The 20,894-nt window shown below is 66.4% G+C and carries 18 protein-coding genes and 1 pseudogene; 11 read left to right on the top strand and 8 right to left on the bottom strand.

Features of this window, described 5'->3' with window-relative positions:
* The first annotated feature begins 70 nt into the window (after positions 1-70).
* From lspA to dnaE, 3 genes are read left to right on the top strand one after another with little or no spacing between them, the layout of a single operon-like run.
* Positions 71-643 (top strand): signal peptidase II, encoded by a 573-nt coding sequence (gene lspA / locus C563_RS0118490; RefSeq protein WP_018763563.1) that lies wholly within the window; start codon positions 71-73, stop codon positions 641-643.
* Positions 636-1,562 carry an RluA family pseudouridine synthase gene (locus C563_RS0118495; RefSeq protein ID WP_018763564.1) on the top strand — a complete coding sequence of 309 codons (927 nt, stop codon included), beginning with the start codon at positions 636-638 and terminating at the stop codon, positions 1,560-1,562. Before lspA ends, C563_RS0118495 begins: the two co-directional genes overlap by 8 nt.
* Positions 1,563-1,611: 49 nt before the next feature.
* A complete protein-coding gene (dnaE, locus tag C563_RS0118500; RefSeq protein WP_018763565.1) occupies positions 1,612-5,169 on the top strand; it encodes a DNA polymerase III subunit alpha in 3,558 nt (1,185 codons plus the stop codon).
* Between the two features lie 94 nt (positions 5,170-5,263).
* On the opposite strand, the gene C563_RS0118505 is transcribed toward dnaE, so the two are convergent.
* Positions 5,264-5,764: a flavin reductase family protein gene (locus tag C563_RS0118505; protein WP_018763566.1), complete on the bottom strand. Its 501-nt coding sequence runs from the start codon at positions 5,762-5,764 to the stop codon at positions 5,264-5,266.
* A 125-nt stretch (positions 5,765-5,889) separates the two neighbouring features.
* Between C563_RS0118505 and C563_RS21615 the strand changes: the two genes are divergently transcribed.
* The 3 genes from C563_RS21615 (at position 5,890) to nrdR (ending at position 8,449) form a co-directional block, all read left to right on the top strand.
* The gene (locus tag C563_RS21615; protein ID WP_018763567.1) at positions 5,890-6,420 is read left to right on the top strand and encodes a hypothetical protein; all 531 of its coding nucleotides are present in this window, start codon (positions 5,890-5,892) and stop codon (positions 6,418-6,420) included.
* Positions 6,421-6,424: 4 nt separating this feature from the next.
* On the top strand, positions 6,425-7,798 hold the full coding sequence (hisD, locus tag C563_RS0118515; protein ID WP_018763568.1) for a histidinol dehydrogenase: 1,374 nt from the start codon (positions 6,425-6,427) through the stop codon (positions 7,796-7,798).
* Between the two features lie 150 nt (positions 7,799-7,948).
* Positions 7,949-8,449, top strand: coding sequence for a transcriptional regulator NrdR (nrdR, locus tag C563_RS0118520; RefSeq protein WP_018763569.1), 501 nt, complete (start codon positions 7,949-7,951; stop codon positions 8,447-8,449).
* A gap of 51 nt (positions 8,450-8,500) precedes the next feature.
* On the opposite strand, the gene ppgK is transcribed toward nrdR, so the two are convergent.
* Together ppgK and map are read right to left on the bottom strand one after the other, a co-directional pair.
* The gene (ppgK, locus tag C563_RS0118525) at positions 8,501-9,304 is read right to left on the bottom strand and encodes a polyphosphate--glucose phosphotransferase (RefSeq protein ID WP_018763570.1); all 804 of its coding nucleotides are present in this window, start codon (positions 9,302-9,304) and stop codon (positions 8,501-8,503) included.
* A gap of 110 nt (positions 9,305-9,414) precedes the next feature.
* Positions 9,415-10,293, bottom strand: a complete 879-nt coding sequence (gene map, locus C563_RS0118530) for a type I methionyl aminopeptidase (RefSeq protein ID WP_018763571.1) — start codon at positions 10,291-10,293, stop codon at positions 9,415-9,417.
* Positions 10,294-10,415: 122 nt separating this feature from the next.
* Here map and C563_RS22510 point away from each other — a divergent pair, with 122 nt between their 5' ends.
* Positions 10,416-10,580 (top strand): SPOR domain-containing protein, encoded by a 165-nt coding sequence (locus tag C563_RS22510; protein WP_018763572.1) that lies wholly within the window; start codon positions 10,416-10,418, stop codon positions 10,578-10,580.
* A 72-nt stretch (positions 10,581-10,652) separates the two neighbouring features.
* Here C563_RS22510 and panB read toward each other — a convergent pair whose 3' ends face one another.
* Positions 10,653-11,549 (bottom strand): 3-methyl-2-oxobutanoate hydroxymethyltransferase, encoded by an 897-nt coding sequence (panB, locus tag C563_RS0118540; protein ID WP_018763573.1) that lies wholly within the window; start codon positions 11,547-11,549, stop codon positions 10,653-10,655.
* Between the two features lie 277 nt (positions 11,550-11,826).
* Between panB and glnA (C563_RS0118545) the strand changes: the two genes are divergently transcribed.
* Genes glnA (C563_RS0118545) through C563_RS0118555 form a run of 3 tightly spaced genes read left to right on the top strand, consistent with a single transcriptional unit; the run spans position 11,827 to position 16,723 of the window.
* Positions 11,827-13,167, top strand: coding sequence for a type I glutamate--ammonia ligase (glnA, locus tag C563_RS0118545; RefSeq protein ID WP_026265091.1), 1,341 nt, complete (start codon positions 11,827-11,829; stop codon positions 13,165-13,167).
* A gap of 9 nt (positions 13,168-13,176) precedes the next feature.
* Positions 13,177-16,188, top strand: a complete 3,012-nt coding sequence (locus tag C563_RS0118550) for a bifunctional [glutamine synthetase] adenylyltransferase/[glutamine synthetase]-adenylyl-L-tyrosine phosphorylase (RefSeq protein ID WP_018763575.1) — start codon at positions 13,177-13,179, stop codon at positions 16,186-16,188.
* Entirely contained in the window at positions 16,178-16,723 is a 546-nt protein-coding gene (locus C563_RS0118555) for a GNAT family N-acetyltransferase (RefSeq protein WP_018763576.1), read from the top strand. Before C563_RS0118550 ends, C563_RS0118555 begins: the two co-directional genes overlap by 11 nt.
* Positions 16,724-17,003: 280 nt before the next feature.
* Here the strand turns inward: C563_RS0118555 and glnA (C563_RS0118560) are convergent, their stop codons facing one another.
* Complete coding sequence (gene glnA / locus C563_RS0118560; RefSeq protein WP_018763577.1) at positions 17,004-18,428, bottom strand: type I glutamate--ammonia ligase; 1,425 nt, start codon at positions 18,426-18,428, stop codon at positions 17,004-17,006.
* Positions 18,429-18,715: 287 nt separating this feature from the next.
* On the opposite strand from glnA (C563_RS0118560), the gene C563_RS0118565 reads away from it, so the two are divergent.
* Entirely contained in the window at positions 18,716-19,153 is a 438-nt protein-coding gene (locus tag C563_RS0118565; RefSeq protein ID WP_018763578.1) for an RDD family protein, read from the top strand.
* Between the two features lie 12 nt (positions 19,154-19,165).
* Here the strand turns inward: C563_RS0118565 and C563_RS0118570 are convergent, their stop codons facing one another.
* The 3 genes and pseudogenes from C563_RS0118570 to C563_RS0118580 all read right to left on the bottom strand — a co-directional run.
* Positions 19,166-19,519: a DUF3817 domain-containing protein gene (locus tag C563_RS0118570; RefSeq protein ID WP_018763579.1), complete on the bottom strand. Its 354-nt coding sequence runs from the start codon at positions 19,517-19,519 to the stop codon at positions 19,166-19,168.
* A 114-nt stretch (positions 19,520-19,633) separates the two neighbouring features.
* On the bottom strand, positions 19,634-20,386 hold the full coding sequence (locus C563_RS0118575) for a DUF4191 domain-containing protein (RefSeq protein ID WP_018763580.1): 753 nt from the start codon (positions 20,384-20,386) through the stop codon (positions 19,634-19,636).
* Between the two features lie 89 nt (positions 20,387-20,475).
* Positions 20,476-20,894 (bottom strand): annotated as a pseudogene (locus tag C563_RS0118580) (lipoyl synthase); the annotation flags it as partial.

Here is a 20,894-nt window from a genome sequence, read left to right on the forward strand (position 1 = left end):
CCGGTGGCTGAGGATTCCTCGGCCACCGGCTTTTGGCATTGACACCTAAGTTTTTCGAAGTGAAAGCACCATGACTGACGAACTTGCAGCCGACGCCGCACGGCCGGCCCCCTCCTCTCCGCGCCCCCGACGGGCTGTGCTGCTGTCCCTCTTCGGCGGGTTCGCGGTCTTTGCCTACGTCCTGGACCAGCTCACCAAACTCTGGGTGACGTCCACCATGGTGGAAGGCGAAAGGATCCCGGTCCTGCCGCCCCTGCTGCACTGGTACTTCATCCGGAACTCAGGTGCCGCGTTTTCGATCGGGGAGAACGTCACCTGGGTGTTCTCGATCATCATGGCCGGCGTCGCAATCGCCATTCTCTTCCAGGTCCGGAAGCTGGGCTCGGCCTGGTGGTCCCTGGCTCTCGGGCTGCTGCTGGGCGGCGCCCTGGGCAACCTCACCGACCGGCTCTTCCGCGAGCCCTCCTTCGGCATGGGCCATGTGGTGGACTTCATTCAGCTTCCCAACTTCGCGATCTTCAATATCGCGGATTCCGCCGTCGTGTCTGCCGTCGCCATCATCTGCATCCTGACCATTCGCGGAATCGCGCTGGACGGAACGCGCCTCGGGACTGCACACAAGGACAAGCCCGGCCATGAGTGAGCGAATCGTCGTGGCCGAGGAATTCGGCGGGACCCGGGCCGACGCCGGACTGGCCGGCCTCCTGGGCGTGTCCCGGTCCGTGGCCGCATCCTTGCTGGCCGAGGGCCATGTCCTCACCCGGGGGAAGGCGCTCGGGAAATCGGCAAAACTTGTGGCGGGGGATGTCCTTGACGTCACCGTCCCGGAGCGGCGGGACCCGCTGGAAGTCGTGGAGGAAGTTGTGGAAGGCCTGAAGATCCTGCTGGACGACGAGGACTTTGTCGTCGTCGACAAACCCGTGGGTGTCGCTGCGCATCCCTCGCCCGGCTGGGTTGGCCCCACTGTGGTGGGCGGACTGGCCGGTGCAGGCTACCGCATCTCCACCTCCGGCGCACCGGAGCGGGCGGGGATCGTGCACCGGCTCGACGTCGGCACCTCCGGGGTGATGGTGGTGGCGAAGTCCGAGCGGGCCTACACAGCCCTCAAGCGGGCCTTCAAGGAGCGCACTGTGGACAAGGTGTACCACGCGGTGGTCCAGGGCCTCCCGGACCCGCTGACAGGAACCATCGACGCGCCCATCGGACGGCATCCCGGCCACGACTGGCGCTTTGCCGTCATCGAGGACGGCCGGCCCTCGGTAACCCATTACGAAGTCCTGGAGGCTTTCGGGAAGGCAAGCCTGGTGGAAGTGCACCTGGAGACGGGCCGGACGCACCAGATCCGGGTCCATTTCTCAGCCCTCCGCCATCCCTGCGCCGGTGACCTCACCTATGGCGCCGACCCGCGCCTCGCGGCCACCCTGGGGCTCACCCGGCAGTGGCTCCACGCCCGCCAGCTGGGATTCGACCACCCGGTGACAGGGGAACGCGTCACTGTCACCAGCGACTATCCGCAGGACCTGGCCTACGCCCTGGAACTGCTGGAGTCGGGACAGGCCTGACACGGGCGGCCTGGCCGGGCCGCCAACTGCCAGCGCTTAGAATGGTGCGGTGAGTTCCAGCAAAGATTCGTTTGTCCACCTGCACACCCACACCGAATATTCCATGCTGGATGGAGCTGCCCGCCTGGGCGAGCTGTTCGATGAAACCGAGCGCCTGGGGATGCCGGCCCTTGCCACCACAGACCACGGCTACTTGTTCGGGGCGTTCGATTTCTGGCGCAAGGCCACGGACAAGGGCATCAAGCCGATCATCGGCGTCGAAGCCTACGTAACCCCCGGCACGGCCCGCACGGACAAGGAACGCGTCCGCTGGGGCGACGAATCCCAGCGCAAGGACGACGTCTCCGGTGGTGGCTCGTACACCCATATGACGCTCCTGAGCTACAACAACGTGGGCATGCGGAACCTCTTCCGGGCCTCCTCCATCGCCTCCCTCGATTCGGTGTTCGGCAAGTGGCCGCGGCTTGACCGCGAACTGCTCAACACCTACTCCGAGGGGCTGATTGCCACCACCGGATGTCCCTCCGGCGAAGTGCAGACCAGGCTCCGGCTCGGCCAGTACCGCGAAGCGCTGGAGGCGGCCGCCGAGTTCCGGGACATCTTCGGCGCGGAAAACTACTTCTGCGAGCTGATGGACCACGGGCTGGACATTGAGCGTCGGGTCACCGGCGACCTCCTGAGGCTCGCCAAGGACCTCAACCTGCCGCTGGTGGCCACCAACGACCTCCACTACACCCACGAGCACGATGCCAAGGCCCATGAGGCCCTGCTGGCCATCCAGTCGGGCTCCACGCTGCTCGAACCCACGTACGACAACGGCGGTTCGCGGTTCGCCTTCTCCGGCAGCGGCTACTACCTCAAATCCCCGCAGGAGATGCGCGAGCTTTTCCGCGACCACCCGGAAGCCTGCGACAACACCCTGCTGATCGCTGAGCGCTGCGAGGTGTCCTTCAATACGGACGCCAACTTCATGCCCAGGTTCCCCTGCCCGCCCGGCGAGGACGAGACCTCGTGGCTGGTCAAGGAAGTGGACAAGGGCCTGCAGTACCGCTACCCGGGAGGCATCCCGGACGAGGTCCGCAAGCAGGCGGACTACGAGCTCGGCGTCATCACGTCCATGGGGTTTCCGGGCTACTTCCTGGTGGTTGCCGACTTCATCAACTGGGCCAAGAACAACGGCATCCGCGTTGGCCCCGGCCGTGGTTCGGGTGCCGGTTCCATGGTGGCCTACGCTATGCGCATCACCGACCTCGACCCCCTGCGCCACGGCCTGATCTTCGAACGGTTCCTGAACCCGGACCGCGTCTCCATGCCCGACTTCGACGTCGACTTCGATGACCGGCGCCGTTCCGAAGTGATCGACTACGTGACCCGCAAGTACGGTGACGAACGCGTCGCCATGATCGTCACGTACGGCACCATCAAGACCAAGCAGGCCCTCAAGGACTCCTCCCGGGTCCTGGGCTACCCGTTCAGCATGGGTGAACAGCTGACCAAGGCCCTGCCCCCCGCCGTGATGGCCAAGGACATTCCGCTCGCGGATATCCAGAACCCCGAAGCCAAGCGCTACAGCGAGGCCGGCGATTTCCGGCAGCTGATCGCCACCGACCCGGAAGCCGCCAAGGTCTTCGAAACGGCCCTTGGCATTGAAGGGCTGAAGCGCCAGTGGGGCGTGCACGCAGCCGGCGTCATCATGTCCTCGGACCCCATCATCGACGTCATCCCCATCATGCGCCGCTTCCAGGACGGCCAGGTGATCACCCAGTTCGACTACCCGACGTCCGAGGGCCTTGGCCTGATCAAGATGGACTTCCTGGGCCTGCGGAACCTGACGATCATTTCCGATGCCCTCGAGAACATTAAAATGAACCGCGGCATCGACCTCGACCTGGAAAACCTGGAGCTCGACGACGCCCCGTCCTACGAACTCCTGGCCCGCGGCGACACCCTGGGCGTGTTCCAGCTCGACGGCGGCCCCATGCGTTCCCTGCTCAAGCTCATGAAGCCTGACAACTTCGAAGACATCTCCGCCGTGCTGGCGTTGTACCGGCCAGGCCCCATGGGCGCCAATGCCCACACTGACTACGCGCTGCGCAAGAACGGGATCCAGGAAGTCATTCCCATCCACCCCGAGCTGGAGGAACCGCTCAAGGAGATCCTCGGCGGCACGTACGGCCTGATCGTGTACCAGGAGCAGGTGATGGCCGTGGCGCAAAAGCTGGCCGGCTACTCGCTGGGCCAGGCAGATATCCTCCGGCGCGCCATGGGCAAGAAGAAGAAGTCGGAACTGGACAAGCAGTTCGCCGGCTTCTCCCAGGGCATGCAGGACAACGGTTACTCCATGGAGGCCGTCAAGACCCTGTGGGACATCCTCCTGCCCTTCTCCGACTACGCCTTCAACAAGGCCCACTCCGCCGCGTACGGGGTGATCTCCTACTGGACGGCCTACCTGAAGGCGCACTATGCGCCGGAGTACATGGCTGCACTGCTGACCTCCGTCGGTGACGATAAGGACAAGTCGGCAATCTACCTGAACGAATGCCGCCGCATGGGCATCACGGTGCTTCCGCCGGATGTCAATGAGTCGGCCCTGAACTTCACCCCGGTGGGCAATGACATCCGCTTCGGCATGGGCGCTATCCGCAACGTGGGTGCGAACGCCGTCGATGCCATGGTCACCGCGCGCGAGAGCGAAGGTGCCTACACGTCCTTCAAGGACTTCCTGATGAAGGTTCCGGCGGTGGTGTGCAACAAGAGGACCATCGAATCCCTGATCAAGTCCGGGGCCTTCGACTCCCTGGGCCATCACCGGCGTGCGCTGGCCATGATCCACGAAGAGGCAATCGACTCCGTCATCACCTTGAAGCGGAACGAGGCGATCGGCCAGTTCGACCTCTTCGCCGGCTTTGAGGAAGCCGAATCGGAAGCGTCGCTCAGCATCGAAATCCCGGACCTGCCCGAGTGGGAGAAGAAGGACAAACTGTCCTTCGAACGGGACATGCTGGGCCTGTACGTCTCGGACCACCCGCTGCAGGGCCTCGAGGGGCTGTTGAGCCAGCACGCGGAGATGAGCATCACGACCATCATCGGCGAAGACGGGCCGCAGGACGGCGCCATCATCACCATCGCCGGCATGATCACCTCGTTGAGCCGCCGCATCGCCAAAGCCAGCGGCAATGCCTACGCCCGGGCCGAGATCGAGGACCTCGGCGGTTCCATCGAAGTGATGTTCTTCGGCCAGGTCTACGGGCCTATCGCCTCCGTGCTCGCCGAGGACCTGATCGTGGTGGTCAAGGGGCGCCTGCAAAAGCGCGACGACGGCGCAATCACCCTCAACTGCATGGAGTTGTCCGTTCCGGACCTGAGCGAAGGCCTGCACGGGCCGCTGGTCATCACCATGCCCACCTACAAGGCAACCGAGGCAGTGGTGACGGAGCTGGGGGACGTGCTGCGCACGCACCGGGGCAACTCGGAGGTGCGGCTGCACCTCCAGGGCGACACCCGCACGGAAGTCATGGGCCTGCCCGTCCACCTGCGGGTGAACCCCAGCCCGTCGCTGTTCGGCGACCTGAAAGTGCTGCTGGGGCCGGCCTGCCTGGACGCCTGACGCAGGGGAGCACGACGCCGGAAGCCGGCTTCCGGCGTCGTCCGCGCCTTTGGCGTCTGGTCGCTTCAGCCCGGACCCGGGACGATGGAGTGCGCTAGATTTCGTAGTCCAGCGGGACAGGCTGCCCGTAGGCGCCCCCGTGGTAGAGCAGCGGCGCACCATCGCCGCCCACCTGGCCGTCCACCACCTGGACCACCACCACGGCATTGTTTTCGAACGACAGCCGCATCTGCACCTCGCCGATGAGCCAGCCGGCCACATCCTTCAGGATGGGCACCCCGTGCGGTCCGATTTCCCAGTGGTTCCCCTCGAACCGGTTGCCGGGCCGGGCGAACCGGGCTGCCAGTTCCTGGTTTTCGAGGCCCAGCATGTGCACGCCCAGGAACTGGGTGTTGGCAACGGCGGGCCAGGACCTGGAACTGCGGGCCATGTTGAACGTGAATCGCGGCGGTTTGGCCGACAGGGAGGCCACCGATGTTGCGGTGAATCCGTAGGGCTCGTCCTGGTAGTTCACGGTGATGATGGCGACGCCCGCGGCATGCCGCCGGAACATCTCCCTGAACGTCTGCTCAAAGGGCTCGCTGTTGTCGGTCACCGGAACTCCTGCACTAAGTGGCATATCTCTTTCCCCAAGCGTATTGGCCCGCGGGCCAGGCGGGAAAACACAGAGCCCTTGAACCGCTGACGGGCTCCGCAGGAACCTTTGTTAAGGTGTCTGTCATGACGAACTTTGGCCGCCCCGCGCGGCGGCTGCCCTGGTCCCTGCTGCTGGTCCCGGCGGCGGCAGGCGTTCCGGCCGGGCTCCTCTGGTGGCTGCTTGCCCCTGGCGGCCTGAACCTGATCACCCGGAACCCCGCTTTGGCATCGGGAACGGCACCGCTGGTGTGGCTGCCACGCGACCTGACACTTGCCGGGATTATGGTGCTGGCCGGTTGCCTGCTGGCCGTGTTCCTGGCCGACGGCAAGCGTCCGGACCCCCGGACGGCTCTGCTGGCGGGCCTGGTCGGCGCGGTGGCCGGCAGCCTGGCCGCCTGGGGAACCGGCCTCCTCGCGGGCCGGCTCTGGGGCCCGGCGGTGGACACCTCGGCCAATGCCAGCATCGCCTTCTCGCTCCGGGCGTTGCCGGTGCTGCTGCTGTGGCCGGCTGCCACGGCGGTCTCGGTCTTCGTTTTGGAGTTGGTGGGGATGGCAGGCCGGAAACCCGCCGGCACCGGCGGCGGAACGGCGGGCGGGAACAGCGCCGTAAAATAGTCCGGTGACCACTTCCCCGCAGCCTCCTGCCCCCGCGACTACCGCCGTCGACTTCCGCACCATCGACCTTCGCGGCCGCACCCTGACCCTGGCGGCCCTGCGCGCCGCCGTTCCGCGCGCCAAGGGCCAGACCGTGGCGGACGCCGAGGAAAAGGTCCTGGACATTATCGCCGCCGTCCGGCAGCGCGGCTTCGCGGCGTTGTCTGACCTTGCGTCAAGGTTCGACGGCGTGGATCAGCGCCATCCGCTGGTTCCCCGGGAGGCGATCGCCGCAGCCCTGGACGGTCTTGACCCGAAGGTGCGGGCAGCACTGGAGGAATCCATCAGCCGGGCACGGAAATTCGCCGACCGGCAGCGGCCCCGCAACGTTGACGTCGAACTGGGCGACGGCGCCGTCGTCAGCCAGAACTGGGTCCCCGTAGCGCGCGTTGGGCTGTACGTTCCGGGCGGCCTGGCAGTGTATCCGTCATCGGTGATCATGAACGTGGTGCCGGCGCTGGCGGCAGGGGTGGAATCCATTGCCCTTGCTTCGCCGCCCCAGAAAGAATTCGGCGGCCTGCCGCACCCCACCATCCTCGCCGCTGCGGCGCTGCTGGGTATCACCGAGGTCTACGGCATCGGCGGCGCACAGGCCATCGCCGCGTTTGCCTATGGGGTGGACGCCGGCGACGCGGGCCCCGCACTGGAACCGGTGGACGTGGTGACCGGGCCCGGCAACATCTTCGTCGCCACCGCCAAGCGCCTGGTCAAGGGAGTGGTGGGCATCGATTCGGAGGCAGGAACCACGGAGATCGCCATCCTTGCCGACGACTCCGCCCAACCGGCGCTGGTGGCCGCCGACCTGCTCAGCCAAGCCGAGCACGACCCCAAGGCAGCATCGGTGCTGGTCACCGATTCGGAGCCGTTGGCCATGGCGGTACGGGACGAGCTCGATCGGCAGGCCGCCGCAACCAAGCACTCCGCCCGCGTCCGGGAGGCCTTGTCCGGCCCCCAGTCCGGCGTCGTCCTGGTGGACAACCTGGACCAGGGAATCGCCGCGTGCGATGCCTACGCCGCCGAGCACCTGGAGATCATGACGCGGGACGCCGCCGCCGTGGCCGCGCGGATCCGGAATGCCGGCGCGATCTTTGTGGGCGACTACAGCCCCGTCAGCCTGGGGGACTACTGCGCAGGCTCGAACCACGTGCTGCCTACCAGCGGGACCGCTGCGTTCTCGTCCGGGCTTAACGTCACCACGTTCCTGCGCGCCATCCAGGTGGTCAATTACAGCCGGGAGGCCTTGGCGGAGGTCAGCGGCCACATTGTGAGCCTGTCCCGTGCCGAGGACCTGCCGGCCCACGGGGACGCCGTCAGCGCGCGGTTTCCTGGACGTGATTAGCCACTACATATAGGCCAACGGATACTACATGTAGTAATTACAGGCTTGTTATTACCCGGGATGCAGCCGTAAACTGGGACGGTAACACTGCGGTCCGGCGGCACTGCCGGTTTCGTTGCCGTTAGACGCCGGAAGGGAAGGGGAAACGCCATGTATTGTCCGTTCTGCCGCAACCCCGATTCCCGCGTCGTTGACAGCCGGATGGCCGATGACGGCTCGGCTATCCGACGCCGGCGCCAGTGCCCCGAATGCGGGCGCCGGTTCACCACCGTCGAAACCACCAGCCTCTCCGTCATCAAGCGCTCCGGCGTGGGCGAGCCGTTCAGCCGCAGCAAAGTGATCAACGGCGTGCGCAAAGCATGCCAGGGCCGGCCGGTCAGCGAAGACGACCTCGCCATGCTGGCCCAGGAGGTGGAAGAGCAGATCCGTTCCTCCGGCGCCGCCGAAATCGACGCGCACGAGGTAGGCCTGGTCATCCTCGGACCGCTCCAGAAGCTGGATGAGGTAGCGTACCTGCGCTTCGCCAGCGTGTACCAGGCATTCGAGTCCCTGGAGGACTTCGAATCGGCTATTGCACTGCTCCGCCACGAAGCCGTGGAAGGCGCCAAGGGCGCCTCCGGCCCGAAGAGCTCCGAGAAGAGCCCGCTCTAAGCTCCGGTGGCGGCAGCGGAGGGGAAGCCGCAGCCGCCACCGGCACCACCTTTACTTGGTGAGCTTGTGCTGCAATGCGATTTCCAGGGCCGCGCCAACGATCCCGGCCTCGTTCCGCAGGACGGCCGGAACAATCGGCGTCCTTAACTTGAGGTTGGGAAGGTACTCGTCCGCGCGCTTGGAGATTCCGCCGCCGACGATGAACAGCTCCGGGGAGAACAGGAACTCCACATGCGAGAAGTACCGCTGCAACAGCACGCTGTACTCGTCCCAAGAGAGCCCGTCCCGTTCGCGGGCCACGGCGGAGGCCTTCGATTCGGCATCGAAGCCGTCGATCTCCAAGTGCCCCAGTTCCGCGTTCGGCACCAGCTTCCCGTCGAAAATGAAGGCGGAGCCGATGCCTGTGCCCAGGGTGATGACCAGGACGGTGCCGGCGACTCCTTCGCCGGCACCGTACCGGGCTTCGGCCAGGCCCGCGGCATCGGCGTCGTTGATGACCTCCACGGGGCGGCCCAGCCGCTCGGTGAGGAGGGCGTCAATGTCCGTATCCAGCCAGCTCTTGTCCACGTTGGCGGCGGAGTGGACCACGCCGTGCTGGATGATGCCGGGGAAGGTCACGCCCACGGGGGAGCCGGCCTCCGGGGCCTCGGGGCGCGCAGAGAGCTCGGCGACTACCAGGGCCACTGCTTCGGCAACGGCCTCGGGCGTGGCGGGCTGCGGGGTGGGCACCCGGAAACGCTCGCCCAGGAGCTTGCCCTTCTTCAGGTCGACAATGCCGCCCTTGATGCCCGTACCGCCGATGTCGATGCCGATCAGTGGTGCGTTCTTGTGCGACTTCTCGTCCTTCTTGGCCAATGGGATTCCGTTCTAGGCTGGGGCGGGCAGGGAAGGGGCGGCCGGGGGCAGCCCCACAACAGGGTGGATCCTGCACCGGCATCGGATGCCGTGTGCGGGCAGGGGACAGACTACGGCAGGGTGAGGATTTCCGCACCGGTCTCGGTAACCAGCAGGGTGTGCTCGAATTGGGCGGTGCGCTTGTGGTCGCGGGTCACCACGGTCCAGTCATCGCTCCACATGTCCCATTCGACGGTGCCGAGGGTGAGCATCGGTTCGATCGTGAACACCATCCCCGTTTCGATCACGGTGTTGTAGGCGGGGGCGGCGTCGTAGTGCGGGATGATCAGTCCGGTGTGGAAAGCCTCGCCGACACCGTGGCCGGTGAAGTCCCGCACCACGCCGTAGCCGAAACGCTTGGCGTACGACTGGATGGCGCGGCCGATCACGTTGATTTCCCGGCCCGGTGCCACCGCCTTGATGGCCCGGTTGAGCGACTCCTGGGTGCGCTCCACCAGGAGCCGTGATTCCTCGTCCACGTCACCCACCAGGAACGTGTAGTTCGTGTCGCCGTGGACCCCGTTGATGAAGGCGGTGATGTCGATGTTCAGGATGTCGCCGTCCTGGACCACGGTGCTGTCCGGGATGCCGTGGCAAATGACCTCGTTCAGCGACGAGCACAGGGACTTGGGGAATCCGCGGTAGCCGAGCGTGGAGGGGTACGCGTGGTGGTCCAGCAGGAATTCGTGGCCCACCCTGTCCAGCTCATCGGTGGTGACACCGGGCTGGATGTGCTTGCCGACCTCCACGATGGCCTGGGCCGCGATCCGCCCGGCGACGCGGATCTTCTCGATCGTTTCGGCGGACTTGACCTCCGAACCCGTGAATTTGGCCGGGGCAGGCTTGCCGACGTACTCCGGACGGGGGATGGACGCCGGGACGGAACGCTGCGGGCCTACGGTACCCGGGGTGAGGGTTCCGGTGGGTGCAGTAGAGGCAAGGGAAGGCATAGATTGATCATATAAGGCACCGCAGAACGCCTAACAACCGACAAGCGGCGGAGGGCACACGTAAGTGTTTGTGTTACGTGGATCACCCCGCTGCTTTCCTGTCGCCGGAACGAGGAGCAACGATGACTGAGTACTGGTTCAACGTCAACACCCACGAAGTGGAAGAAGACCGGCTCTCCGACTGGAGCCAGCTCATTGGGCCCTACAAGACCCGGGAAGAAGCCGAACACGCCATCGAGAAGGTCAAGGCGCGCAACGAGGCCTGGGAAAAGGGCGACGACGACTGACCGGTTGGGTGGGCAGGCCGGCCGGGTGCCGGCCCGCCTGTTCCGCCCGCGTCGGCGGGGTGACGTTGAAAGCTAGAAGGAGTGTTCCGGGCCGGGGAACTGGCCGGAGCGGACGTCGTCGCCGTAGGCGGTGGCGGCGTCGAGCAGGGTGGTGCGCAGGTCCGCGTACTGTTTGACGAACTTGGCCATCCGGCCGCCCCGCAGGCCGGCCATGTCCTGCCAGACAAGGACCTGGCCCGTGGTCGCGTTCCCGGCGCCAATGCCGATGGTGGGGACGTCCACGGCAGCGTCCACCGCGGCCGCGGTGTCGGCCGGGACCATTTCCATGAGCACGCAGAATGCGCCTGCGTCGGAGAGGGCGCGGGCATCGTCGATCAGGCGTTGGGCGTCGTCGCCCCGGCCCTGCACGCGGTATCCGCCCAGTGCGTGTTCGCTTTGCGGGGTGAAACCGATGTGGGCCATGACCGGGATGCCCGCCTGCACCATTGCTCGCACCGTTGGGGCGTAGTACGCGCTGCCCTCGATTTTCACCGCATGCGCCAGGCCTTCCTTCAAAAAGCGGACACCGGTGGCGACGGCCTGTTCGGCACTGACTTCGTAGCTGCCGAAGGGCAGGTCCGCGACCACCATGGCGCGCTTCGCGGTCCTGGCCACGGCGCGGCACAGCGGCAGCAGTTCGTCCACGGTGACCGGAAGGCTGGTTTCGTTGCCGTAGACGTTGTTCGAGGCCGAATCACCGACCAGCAGCACTTCAATGCCGGCAGCGTCAAAGATCTCCGCCGTATATTGCTCGTAGGCGGTGAGCATGGCGAACCTGGTGCCGTCCCGCTTGGCCTGCTGCAGGTGGTGGATCCGGACCTTGGCCGGTTTTCGTCCGGCGGCAGGAGCCTCGTGCTGGCCGGGTCCGCTGCCGTACGGGGCGGGTACTTCGGCGGACGCGCTGGAGTCGGAGCTGTTGCTGGTGGCCATGGGATGAGCGTAGTGCGGGACCTGCCGTGCTTTCTACCGCAGCCGGTTCCGGGCAAAGGTGATTAGCGTCATAGCGGCCGTGCCGGAACGCCGTTGACGTCCGGCACGGAAGCCGCAAGGGCACCTCCCGGACCGCTCCGGAGGTTAATGCTGTGTTACGCACGGCTCAGGCTCAAGCATCGGCGCCGAATGATTAGTACAGTGTTGATGAACTGCTGCCGGCTTTCCCCTTTGCGCGGGCCCCGGAGCATGAACGTTGACCGGAGAAGAGGCCATCATGGACCGCCAGCAAGAATTTGTCCTGCGCACGATCGAAGAGCGCGACGTACGTTTCGTGCGCCTGTGGTTCACCGACGTCGTGGGATCGCTGAAGTCCGTAGCCCTGGCGCCGGCCGAGGTCGAGGGCGCCTTCGAGGAAGGCCTTGGCTTCGACGGCTCCGCCATCGAAGGGCTGGCCCGGGTCTTCGAATCCGACATGCTGGCCCAGCCCGATCCGTCCACCTTCCAGATCCTGCCCTGGCGTGGCGAGACGGAACAGACCTCGCGCATGTTCTGCGACATCCTCACTCCCGACGGCGAACCCTCGGCAGCGGACCCCCGCAACGTCCTTAAGCGCACGCTGGCCAAGGCCGCGGACATGGGCTTCACGTGCTACACCCACCCCGAAATCGAGTTCTACCTCCTGAAGTCCCAGGAACCGGGCCCGAACGGTGCACCGGTGCCGGTTGACGAGGGCGGCTACTTCGACCATGTCCCGGGTGGCGTGGCCCAGGACTTCCGCCGCACCGCCGTAACCATGCTGGAATCGGTGGGCATCTCGGTGGAATTCAGCCACCACGAGGCCGGACCCGGACAGAACGAGATCGACCTCCGCTACGCCGACGCCCTGCAGACGGCGGACAACATCATGACCTTCCGTACCGTGATCAAGGAAGTGGCCCTGCAGCAGGGCACGTACGCCACCTTCATGCCCAAGCCGTTCACCGACCACCCGGGCTCCGGCATGCACACGCACTTCTCCCTGTTCGAAGGCGATACCAACGCGTTCTTCGAAGCCGGCGCCGAGTTCCAGCTGTCCAAGACGGCCCGGCAGTTTATTGCCGGCGTCCTCAAGCACGCCCCGGAATTCACCGCCGTCACCAACCAGTTCGTCAACTCCTACAAGCGCCTTTGGGGCGGGGGCGAGGCTCCGAGCTACCTGAGCTGGGGTCACAACAACCGGTCCGCGCTGGTCCGCGTGCCGCTGTACAAGCCGGGCAAGGGCCAGTCCGCACGGATCGAATACCGTGGAATCGACTCAGCGGCCAACCCCTACCTGGCCTACGCCGTCCTGCTTGGTGCAGGCCTGAAGGGCATCGAGGAAGGCTACGACCTGCCTGCGGCGGCCGAGGACGACGTCTGGTCGCTGAGCTCGGCCGAACGGCGCGCCATGGGCCACGATCCGCTCCCGGCCAGCCTGCACGATGCCATCCGTTCCATGGAAGATTCCGAACTGATGCCGCAGATCCTGGGCGAACAGGTCTACGAGCACTTCCTGCGCAACAAGCGAGCCGAATGGCAGGACTACCGCCTGCAGGTGACGCCCTACGAGCTGCAGCGCAACCTCGGCATTCTCTAGGTGCCCGGCGTGAGCCTGGCACGCCGCCTCATCGCGGCCGGATTCAGCGACCTGGAGAAGGGCGAACGGTTCCTGGCCGCGCGCGAACTCGAGGGGCTGGACCAGGACAGGCTCTTCGCGGGACTGCAGCTTGCTGCCAGCCCGGACACTGCACTGCAGTCCTTGGTCCGGCTGATCGAAAGGCACCCGCAGCTCCGGGACCTGGCGGGCGCCGAACTGGAGGCCAGCGAACCGCTGTACCGCGTCCTGGGAGCCTCCGAAGCGCTGGGGGAGTTCCTCATCCGGCACCCCGAACACCTGGCCGCATTCCGGGTCCGGGCCAGCCCCGAACCGCTGCCCGCCGATCCTGACAGGCTGCGGGCAACACTCCTGCAGTCAGTGGGTGCCGACCCGCGCGCCGCCCGCCCCGTCGCCGCAGTGACCGGCGCCGACGCCTATGCCGCCCTGCGCACGGCGTACCGGCGCGGCCTGGTGGACCTGGCCGTCAAGGACCTCTGCGCCGCCGATCCGCTGGACTTCCTGCCGTCCGTGGGCCGTGAACTGGCGGACCTCGCGGCCGCTGCCATCGAAGCCGCCCTCGCGGTGTCACGCGCCGAAGCGGCCGGCCAGTTCGGCGCCGCCGACGTCGCGGACGTGGGCCTCGCCGTCATCGGCATGGGCAAATGCGGAGCCCGCGAGCTTAACTACATCTCCGACGTCGACGTCATCTACGTGGTGGACGCCGGAAGCCTGGAAGACGCGCACGCCAACACTATCGGCACCGCCCTGGCCAGCGGCATTTCGCGGGCCATCTCGTCGGTGGCACGGGAGCCCGGGCTGTGGGAGGTGGACGCGAACCTCCGTCCGGAAGGGAAATCCGGTCCGCTGGTCCGCACCCTCGCCTCGCACGAAACGTACTACGCCAGGTGGGCTGAAAGCTGGGAATTCCAGGCGCTGCTGAAAGCACGGGCCATGGCCGGCGACGCCGCGTTGGGCCGGCGGTACGAGGAAGCCGTGGCACCGCTGATCTGGAACTCGGCGGGGCGCGAAGGCTTCGTTGAATCCGTCCAGGCCATGCGGCGAAGGGTGACCGAGCACATCCCGCCCGCGGAGGAACAGCGGCAGATCAAGCTGGGCCGCGGCGGGCTTCGTGACGTCGAATTCACCGTCCAGCTCCTTCAGCTGGTGCACGGCAAGGCTGATGAGTCATTACGACGACGGGACACCACCTCCGCGATCGCCGCGTTGTCCGCCGGGGGGTACATCGGCCGGTCTGACGCCGCCGCGTTCGACAATGCCTACAGGTACCTGCGCCTGCTGGAACACCGGATCCAGTTGTTCCAGCTGCGCCGTACCCACCTCATGCCAGTGGCGGAGCCGGCCCTGCGCTCCCTGGCCAAGGCCGTGCTGGGACCATTCTCCAATGAGCGGCCCGGACCCGACGCACTGCTGTCCGCGTGGCAGCGGACCAAACGCTCGGTCCGGGAACTGCACGAACGCATTTTCTACCGGCCGCTGCTGAACACGGCAGCCAAGCTCAGCACCGAGGACGCAAAGCTGACGCCGGAAGCCGCCCAGGGGCGCCTTGCCGCCCTCGGCTACCGCGACCCGCAGGGGGCGATGCGCCACATCGAGGCGCTGACGGCCGGAGTCAGCCGCCGCGCGGCGCTCCAGCGGCAGCTGCTGCCCATCCTGCTGGACTGGCTCGCCGAGGGGGTCGACCCCGACGCCGGCCTCCTCGCGTTCCGGCGCGTCAGCGAGGCGCTCGGCACCACGCACTGGTACCTGGGCATGCTCCGGGACTCCAACGCCGCCGCTGAACGACTGTGCCATATGCTCTCCAACTCCCGGCTGATCGCCGACCTGCTGGAAGTATCGCCGGAGTCCGTGGCATGGCTGGGGCAGGACAAGGACCTGGTGCCGGTGGGCTTCGAAGCCCAGTGGCATGAAATCACCGCCAAAATGTCCCGGCACGCGGACCCGGAGAGCGCTATGCGCCTGATCCGCCTGATCCGGCGCCGGGAGATCCTGCGCATTGCCATCGCCGACTCGGCGGGCCTCCTTGACCAGGACCAGGTGGGCCGGGCGCTGGCGGATACGGACCGTGCGGCGGTCCTGGGCGCACTCAGGGTGGCAGAGGGGATCGTTTCCGCCGGCGGGCCACTGAAGACCACCGTCCTGGTGGTCGCCATGGGACGCCAGGGCGGCCGGGAGATCGGCTACGGCTCCGATGCCGATGTCATGTACGTGCACCGGGCCCTCCCGGGCTTCACGGAGGCCGAGGCACAGGAACAGGCCACCCGCCTCGTCGCAAAGGTCTCCAGCCTGCTCACCCAGCCATTGAAACCGGCCATCATGGCCGAACGCGTGCTCCAGATGGATGCCGACCTCCGGCCGGAGGGCAAGAACGGGGCCATGGTGCGCTCCTTGGACTCCTTCGCCGAGTACTACCGCAGGTGGTCCCTGGTGTGGGAGGCGCAAGCACTGCTGCGGGCACGTCCGATGGCCGGCGACGATGCACTCGCCGCCGATTTCCTGGACCTGATCGATCCCATTCGGTATCCGGCGTCGCTGTCCGACCAGGACGTGCGTGAGATCCGGCGCATCAAGGCCAGGGTTGAATCGGAGCGGCTGCCGCGCGGCGCCGACCCCGCACGGCACCTGAAGCTGGGCCGCGGCGGCCTAAGCGACGTTGAGTGGCTGGTGCAGCTGCTGCAGCTCCAGCACGCCGGGAAGCATCCGGAACTGCGAACCACGTCCACACTGGAAGCCCTGTCCGCAGCGGCCGGCCTGGGGCTGCTGGACGATTCCGACGCGGTTCTCCTGATAGATGCCTGGCGGCTGGCAAGCCGGATCCGGTCCGCCAACGTCATCTGGAGCGGCAAGGCCTCTGACCTCCTGCCATCCTCCCGCCGGGACCTGGAAGCCGTAGCGCGCTGGTGCGGCTACGAGCCGGGCCGGGCCGCAGCGCTGGAAGAGGACTACCTGAGGGTGAGCCGGCGGGCCCGGGCGGTCTTTGAACGCGTCTTCTATGGGCAATGAGGATCCGGGCTGGGTCTGGCTCATCCCGCTCCGCGACCTCGACCCGGACGCCCGCGCCATCCAGCTCGGTGCCGTTGCCGGCCTGGGGCTGCTGCCAGGCCAAGAGCGCTTCGTCGGCGACCCCCTGCGCATGGCACTGGCAGGGCTGGAAGAAGAATCCCGGCGCCCGTACGTCGTGGAGTCCTCCGGGTCCGCCGTTGGGGTGTTGACGCTACAGCTGGGCGCCGCTCGGCTGGCCGGTTGGCGCGACGACGATTCAGCCTGGCTGCTTCGCGGTTTCCTCATTGACCGCAGGTTCCAGGGAAAAGGGCTGGGGACGCTCGCCGCCGTTGCCGCCGTGGACGCCGCCCGGCGGCTCACCGACCGGCACCACAGCGGTGAGGCCGGCGTCGTCCTGTCCGTCAATGAGGCAAACCTGGCAGGACTGTCCGCCTACCGGCGGGCCGGTTTCGCCGATGCCGGACAGTACCTGGGTGGCTCCGCGGGGCCGCAACGGACCATGTTCCACCGTTTCGGCTGCGCGGCGCGGCCGTAACTCGCCGGACCGGCATTGCGCTCAGCAAGCGTTTGCCCGATCATGTGGATTGGCGGTGTTCTTCAACCTTGTTGGGGGGAAGGCTGTACTGAGTCTTCGTCTCGGGGGGCATTCGTCAGGGGGTCCGGCTCCCGGTCTCAGCACGTCTGGAGCCGGGCCCCCACCTTTCCGCTCACCGTTCCCGCGGGCTTGCGCCAGGGTACGGAAAAAGGCGGCCACCGGATGGTTCCGGTGGCCGCCTTTTTCGTTAGGTCAGCAGGCCTGGCAGGCAGGCTGCCGGCTAGACGCCGTAGTAGAGCTCGAACTCGTAGGGGTTCGGGCGCAGCGACAGCGGGCGGATCTCGTTCTCGTACTTGTACTCGATCCAAGTGTCGATCAGGTCCTGGGTGAAGACGCCGCCGGCCTGCAGGAACTCGTTGTCCTCGCGCAGCGCCTCCAGGGCTTCCTCCAGCGTGCCCGGAGCCTTCGGGATGTCCTTGGCTTCCTCGGCCGGGAGCTCGTAGAGGTCCTTGTCGATCGGAGCCGGCGGCTCAATGCGGTTGCGGATGCCGTCGATGCCGGCCATCAGCTGGGCCGCGAAGGCCAGGTACGGGTTGGAGGAGGGGTCCGGAGCGCGGAATTCGATGCGCTTGGCCTTGGGGTTGGAGCCCGTGATCGGGATACGGATACCAGCGGAGCGGTTGCCCTGCGAGTAGACCATGTTGACCGGTGCTTCGAAGCCCTTGACCAGGCGGCGGTAGGAGTTCACCGTGGGGTTGGTGAAGGCCAGGACGGCGGAGGCGTGCTTGAGCAGGCCGCCGATGTACCAGCGGGCGGTGTCGGACAGGCCGGCGTAGCCCTTCTCGTCGTAGAACAGCGGCTCGCCGCCGTTCCACAGCGACTGGTGGCAGTGCATGCCCGAGCCGTTGTCACCGAAGACGGGCTTGGGCATGAAGGTGACGGACTTGCCCCAGGCGTCCGCGGTGTTCTTGATGACGTACTTGAACTTCTGCAGGTCATCGGCCGCGTGGGTCAGGGTGGTGAACTTGTAGTTGATCTCGGCCTGGCCGGCGGAGCCAACTTCGTGGTGGCTGCGCTCGACCTCGAGGCCGGCTTCGTCCAGGGCAACGCACATGGCATCGCGCAGGTCGGCCTGCTTGTCGGTGGGGGAGACCGGGAAGTAACCACCCTTGACCGGGGTCTTGTAGCCCAGGTTGCCGCCCTCTTCCTCGCGGCCGGTGTTCCAGTGGGCTTCCTCGGAGTCGATCTTGTAGAAGCTGCCCTGCGGGGAGGACTGGTACTGGACGTTGTCGAACACGAAGAACTCGGCTTCGGGAGCGAAGAACGCGGTGTCGGCGATGCCGGTGGAGGCCAGGTAGGCTTCTGCCTTCTCGGCCACGCCGCGGGGGTCGCGGTGGTACGGGTCGCCGGTGCGCGGGTTCACGATCGAGAAGTTCAGCGCGAGGGTCTTCTCCATGCGGAAGGTGTCCAGGAACGCGGTGGTCACGTCCGGGATCAGCTGCATGTCAGATTCGGCAATGCCCTGGAATCCGCGGATGGAGGAACCGTCGAAGAGCTGGCCGTTGACGAAGAAATCGGCGTCAACACTCTTGGCGGGGACGTTGAAGTGCTGCTGGACGCCCGGAAGATCGGTGAAGCGGATATCGACGAACTTTACATCTTCGTCCTTGATGAACTTGAGGACTTCGTCCGCAGTCTTGAACATCTATGCTCCTAACGCATATGTAAATATCTGGCATGCAAGCCATGTGGTCCAGCGCAATCCAAAGGCAGGGAGAACGCAAGGTTTTCCCTGCTGGTACACCTGCCGTGGGGATTTGCTTGAAACTTCTCACAGCCTATGGATCAGGCATTTCCCGTCCGTGTCCGCATTGTTTCGGGCAGGTTACAGAATGCCCTGCTATGGAAACGCTATCGCCCGTCCACAGTGTGGTCCAACCCCATCCACACTGTGGGCGCCCCTGCCGGCCGCAGGGCCGGTAGGCTTGGACGGTGGTAGATCGCAAAGACATTGGCTCCTGGCTCAGCGGACCGGACACCTCCGGCGTCTCGAAATATCCGGGGGAGCGGCTGGGCCTGCCGGAGTCCGGTCCCGGCTCCATCGCACGGGCAGGGCGGCGGATCGTCGCGATCATGATCGACTGGGGCATTGCGCTGCTGATCAGCAATTTCGCCTTCGGTGGCGACTCCTGGGCGACGCTCGGGGTCTTCGCGATCGAGCAGATCCTGCTGGTGGGAACCCTCGGCTACAGCATCGGCCACCGGGTGATGGGCATCGCCGTGGTGAGGCCCGGCGGCGGTACCCCGGGACCGCTCGCGGCCCTGGTGAGGACGGTGCTGCTCTGCCTGGTCATCCCCGCCGTCATATTCGACCCCGACCAGCGCGGCCTTCATGACAAGGCCATGAATACGCTGCTGGTCCGCCGGTAGCCGCTGCCCTTGCTAGGTGCGGCTGGACGTGAGGCGGGCCGGGGTGCCCTCCGGCGCGGGGGCGCCAAGGTAGCCGCGGCGTCCGGCCCAGCGCTCGAACAGGATGGTCGCGAACGGGAAGATCGCGGAGAAGCCCACCAGCGCCGCCACCCGGAAAGGCCACCGCTGCACACGCCATAGCGTGAGCGCTGCCAGGCCGTAGCCGATGAACAGCGCGCCATGGACCGGGCCCGCCACCTGGACGCCAACTTCGGTGGTTCCGGCGATCCATTTGAAGTACATCCCGGCCAGCAGTGCTGCCCAGCTGCAGGCTTCGGCGATGGCGAGGATCCGGAAAGCCCGGATCACGGTGGTCCTCAGCGGCATGGTGGTGTTCCTGTCGTTGGTAGGTGCACGGTCCGTCATACGGTGGCCGCCGCGTGGGCGGCAAGAAAAAACGCCCCGGCAGCCGGCTGTGCCGGTTCCGGGGCGTTCGGCCAGCTAGCGTCCGCGGTTGGGACGGGCCTTGTACGGGTCGATGCCCTTGGGGATCGGCAGCCGGGTGCCCATGGAGGCAATGCGCTTGGACACGGTGCTGACCTCCAGCTTGGTCAGTTCGTTCTTCATCTTGCCCATCTTCTTGGCCACCTGGCTCAGCGGGACCTGGCCTTCGCCGTGCCCGGTCTGGATCGTGTGGACCGGAACGTTGGGCAGGATCCGTGCGAGGCGCTTGCGTTCGGCATCCAACAGGGGCTTCACGCGGTGGGTGGGGCCTTCACTGACAAGGACGACGCCGGGACGGCCTACCGCACGGAACACGGCATCCTGCGTGCGGGGGTTGACAGCCACAGGCTGTTCCTCGGTGATCCAGCCACGCCGCAACGTGCCCAGCGCGGCACCGGAGGCGCCGGGCTGGTTTTCGATTTGCGCGAACGCTGCGCGTTCGGCACGGCGGGAGAGAATGAAGGTGGCCGCCAGCAGGCCCAGCGGAATACCGATGATCAGGCCGGTGATCCAGTTATCCAGCCAGAAGCCCACCAGGAAGCTCACGGCTACAACGCCCAGGAACACCAGGAGCATCAGCCACGGAACCATGGGGTCGTGGCGGCGGGTCATGGTGAAGACCTCGCCGATCTGCTTGAGCCTGCTGGGCTTCTTGGCCTTCGCTTCCTTCGGCTTGCGCGAGAACAGGCCGCGCTTCACCGCGCTTGGGCCCGCCGGGGTGGAGTTGCTGGAGTCAGGGGATTTAGCCATAGTGCCTCAATTCTACGTGACTTAAACGCCAAGGCCGGACGCCGGAATCGTCCGGTGTCCGGCCCTGGGCCAGCCAGTGCGGGGGCGCGTCAGGAATGCGCTCCGAGGAGGGTGCTGGCTTCCTGGCGGGTGGTGCCGGAGTCTTGGATGCCGTCGGCGATGTGGGCGAGTTCGGCGGGGATGTCGCGGCCTTTTTTGCGCATGGCGGTGGCCCAGAGGCGGCCGGCGCGGTAGGAGGAGCGGACCAGGGGGCCGGACATGACGCCGAGGAAGCCGATGTCCTGGGCTTCGTGCTGGAGGTCCACGAATTCATGGGGTTTGACCCAGCGGTCCACGGGGAGGTGGCGTTCGGAGGGGCGGAGGTATTGGGTGATGGTGATCAGGTCGCAGCCGGCTTCGTGGAGGTCGCGGAGGGCTTCGGAGATTTCCTCGCGGGTTTCGCCCATGCCCAGGATGAGGTTGGATTTGGTGACCATGCCCAGGTTGCGGCCTTGGGTGATGACGTCCA

The sequence above is a fragment of the Arthrobacter sp. 135MFCol5.1 genome, from assembly GCF_000374865.1.
Classification (GTDB): Bacteria; Actinomycetota; Actinomycetes; order Actinomycetales; family Micrococcaceae; genus Arthrobacter.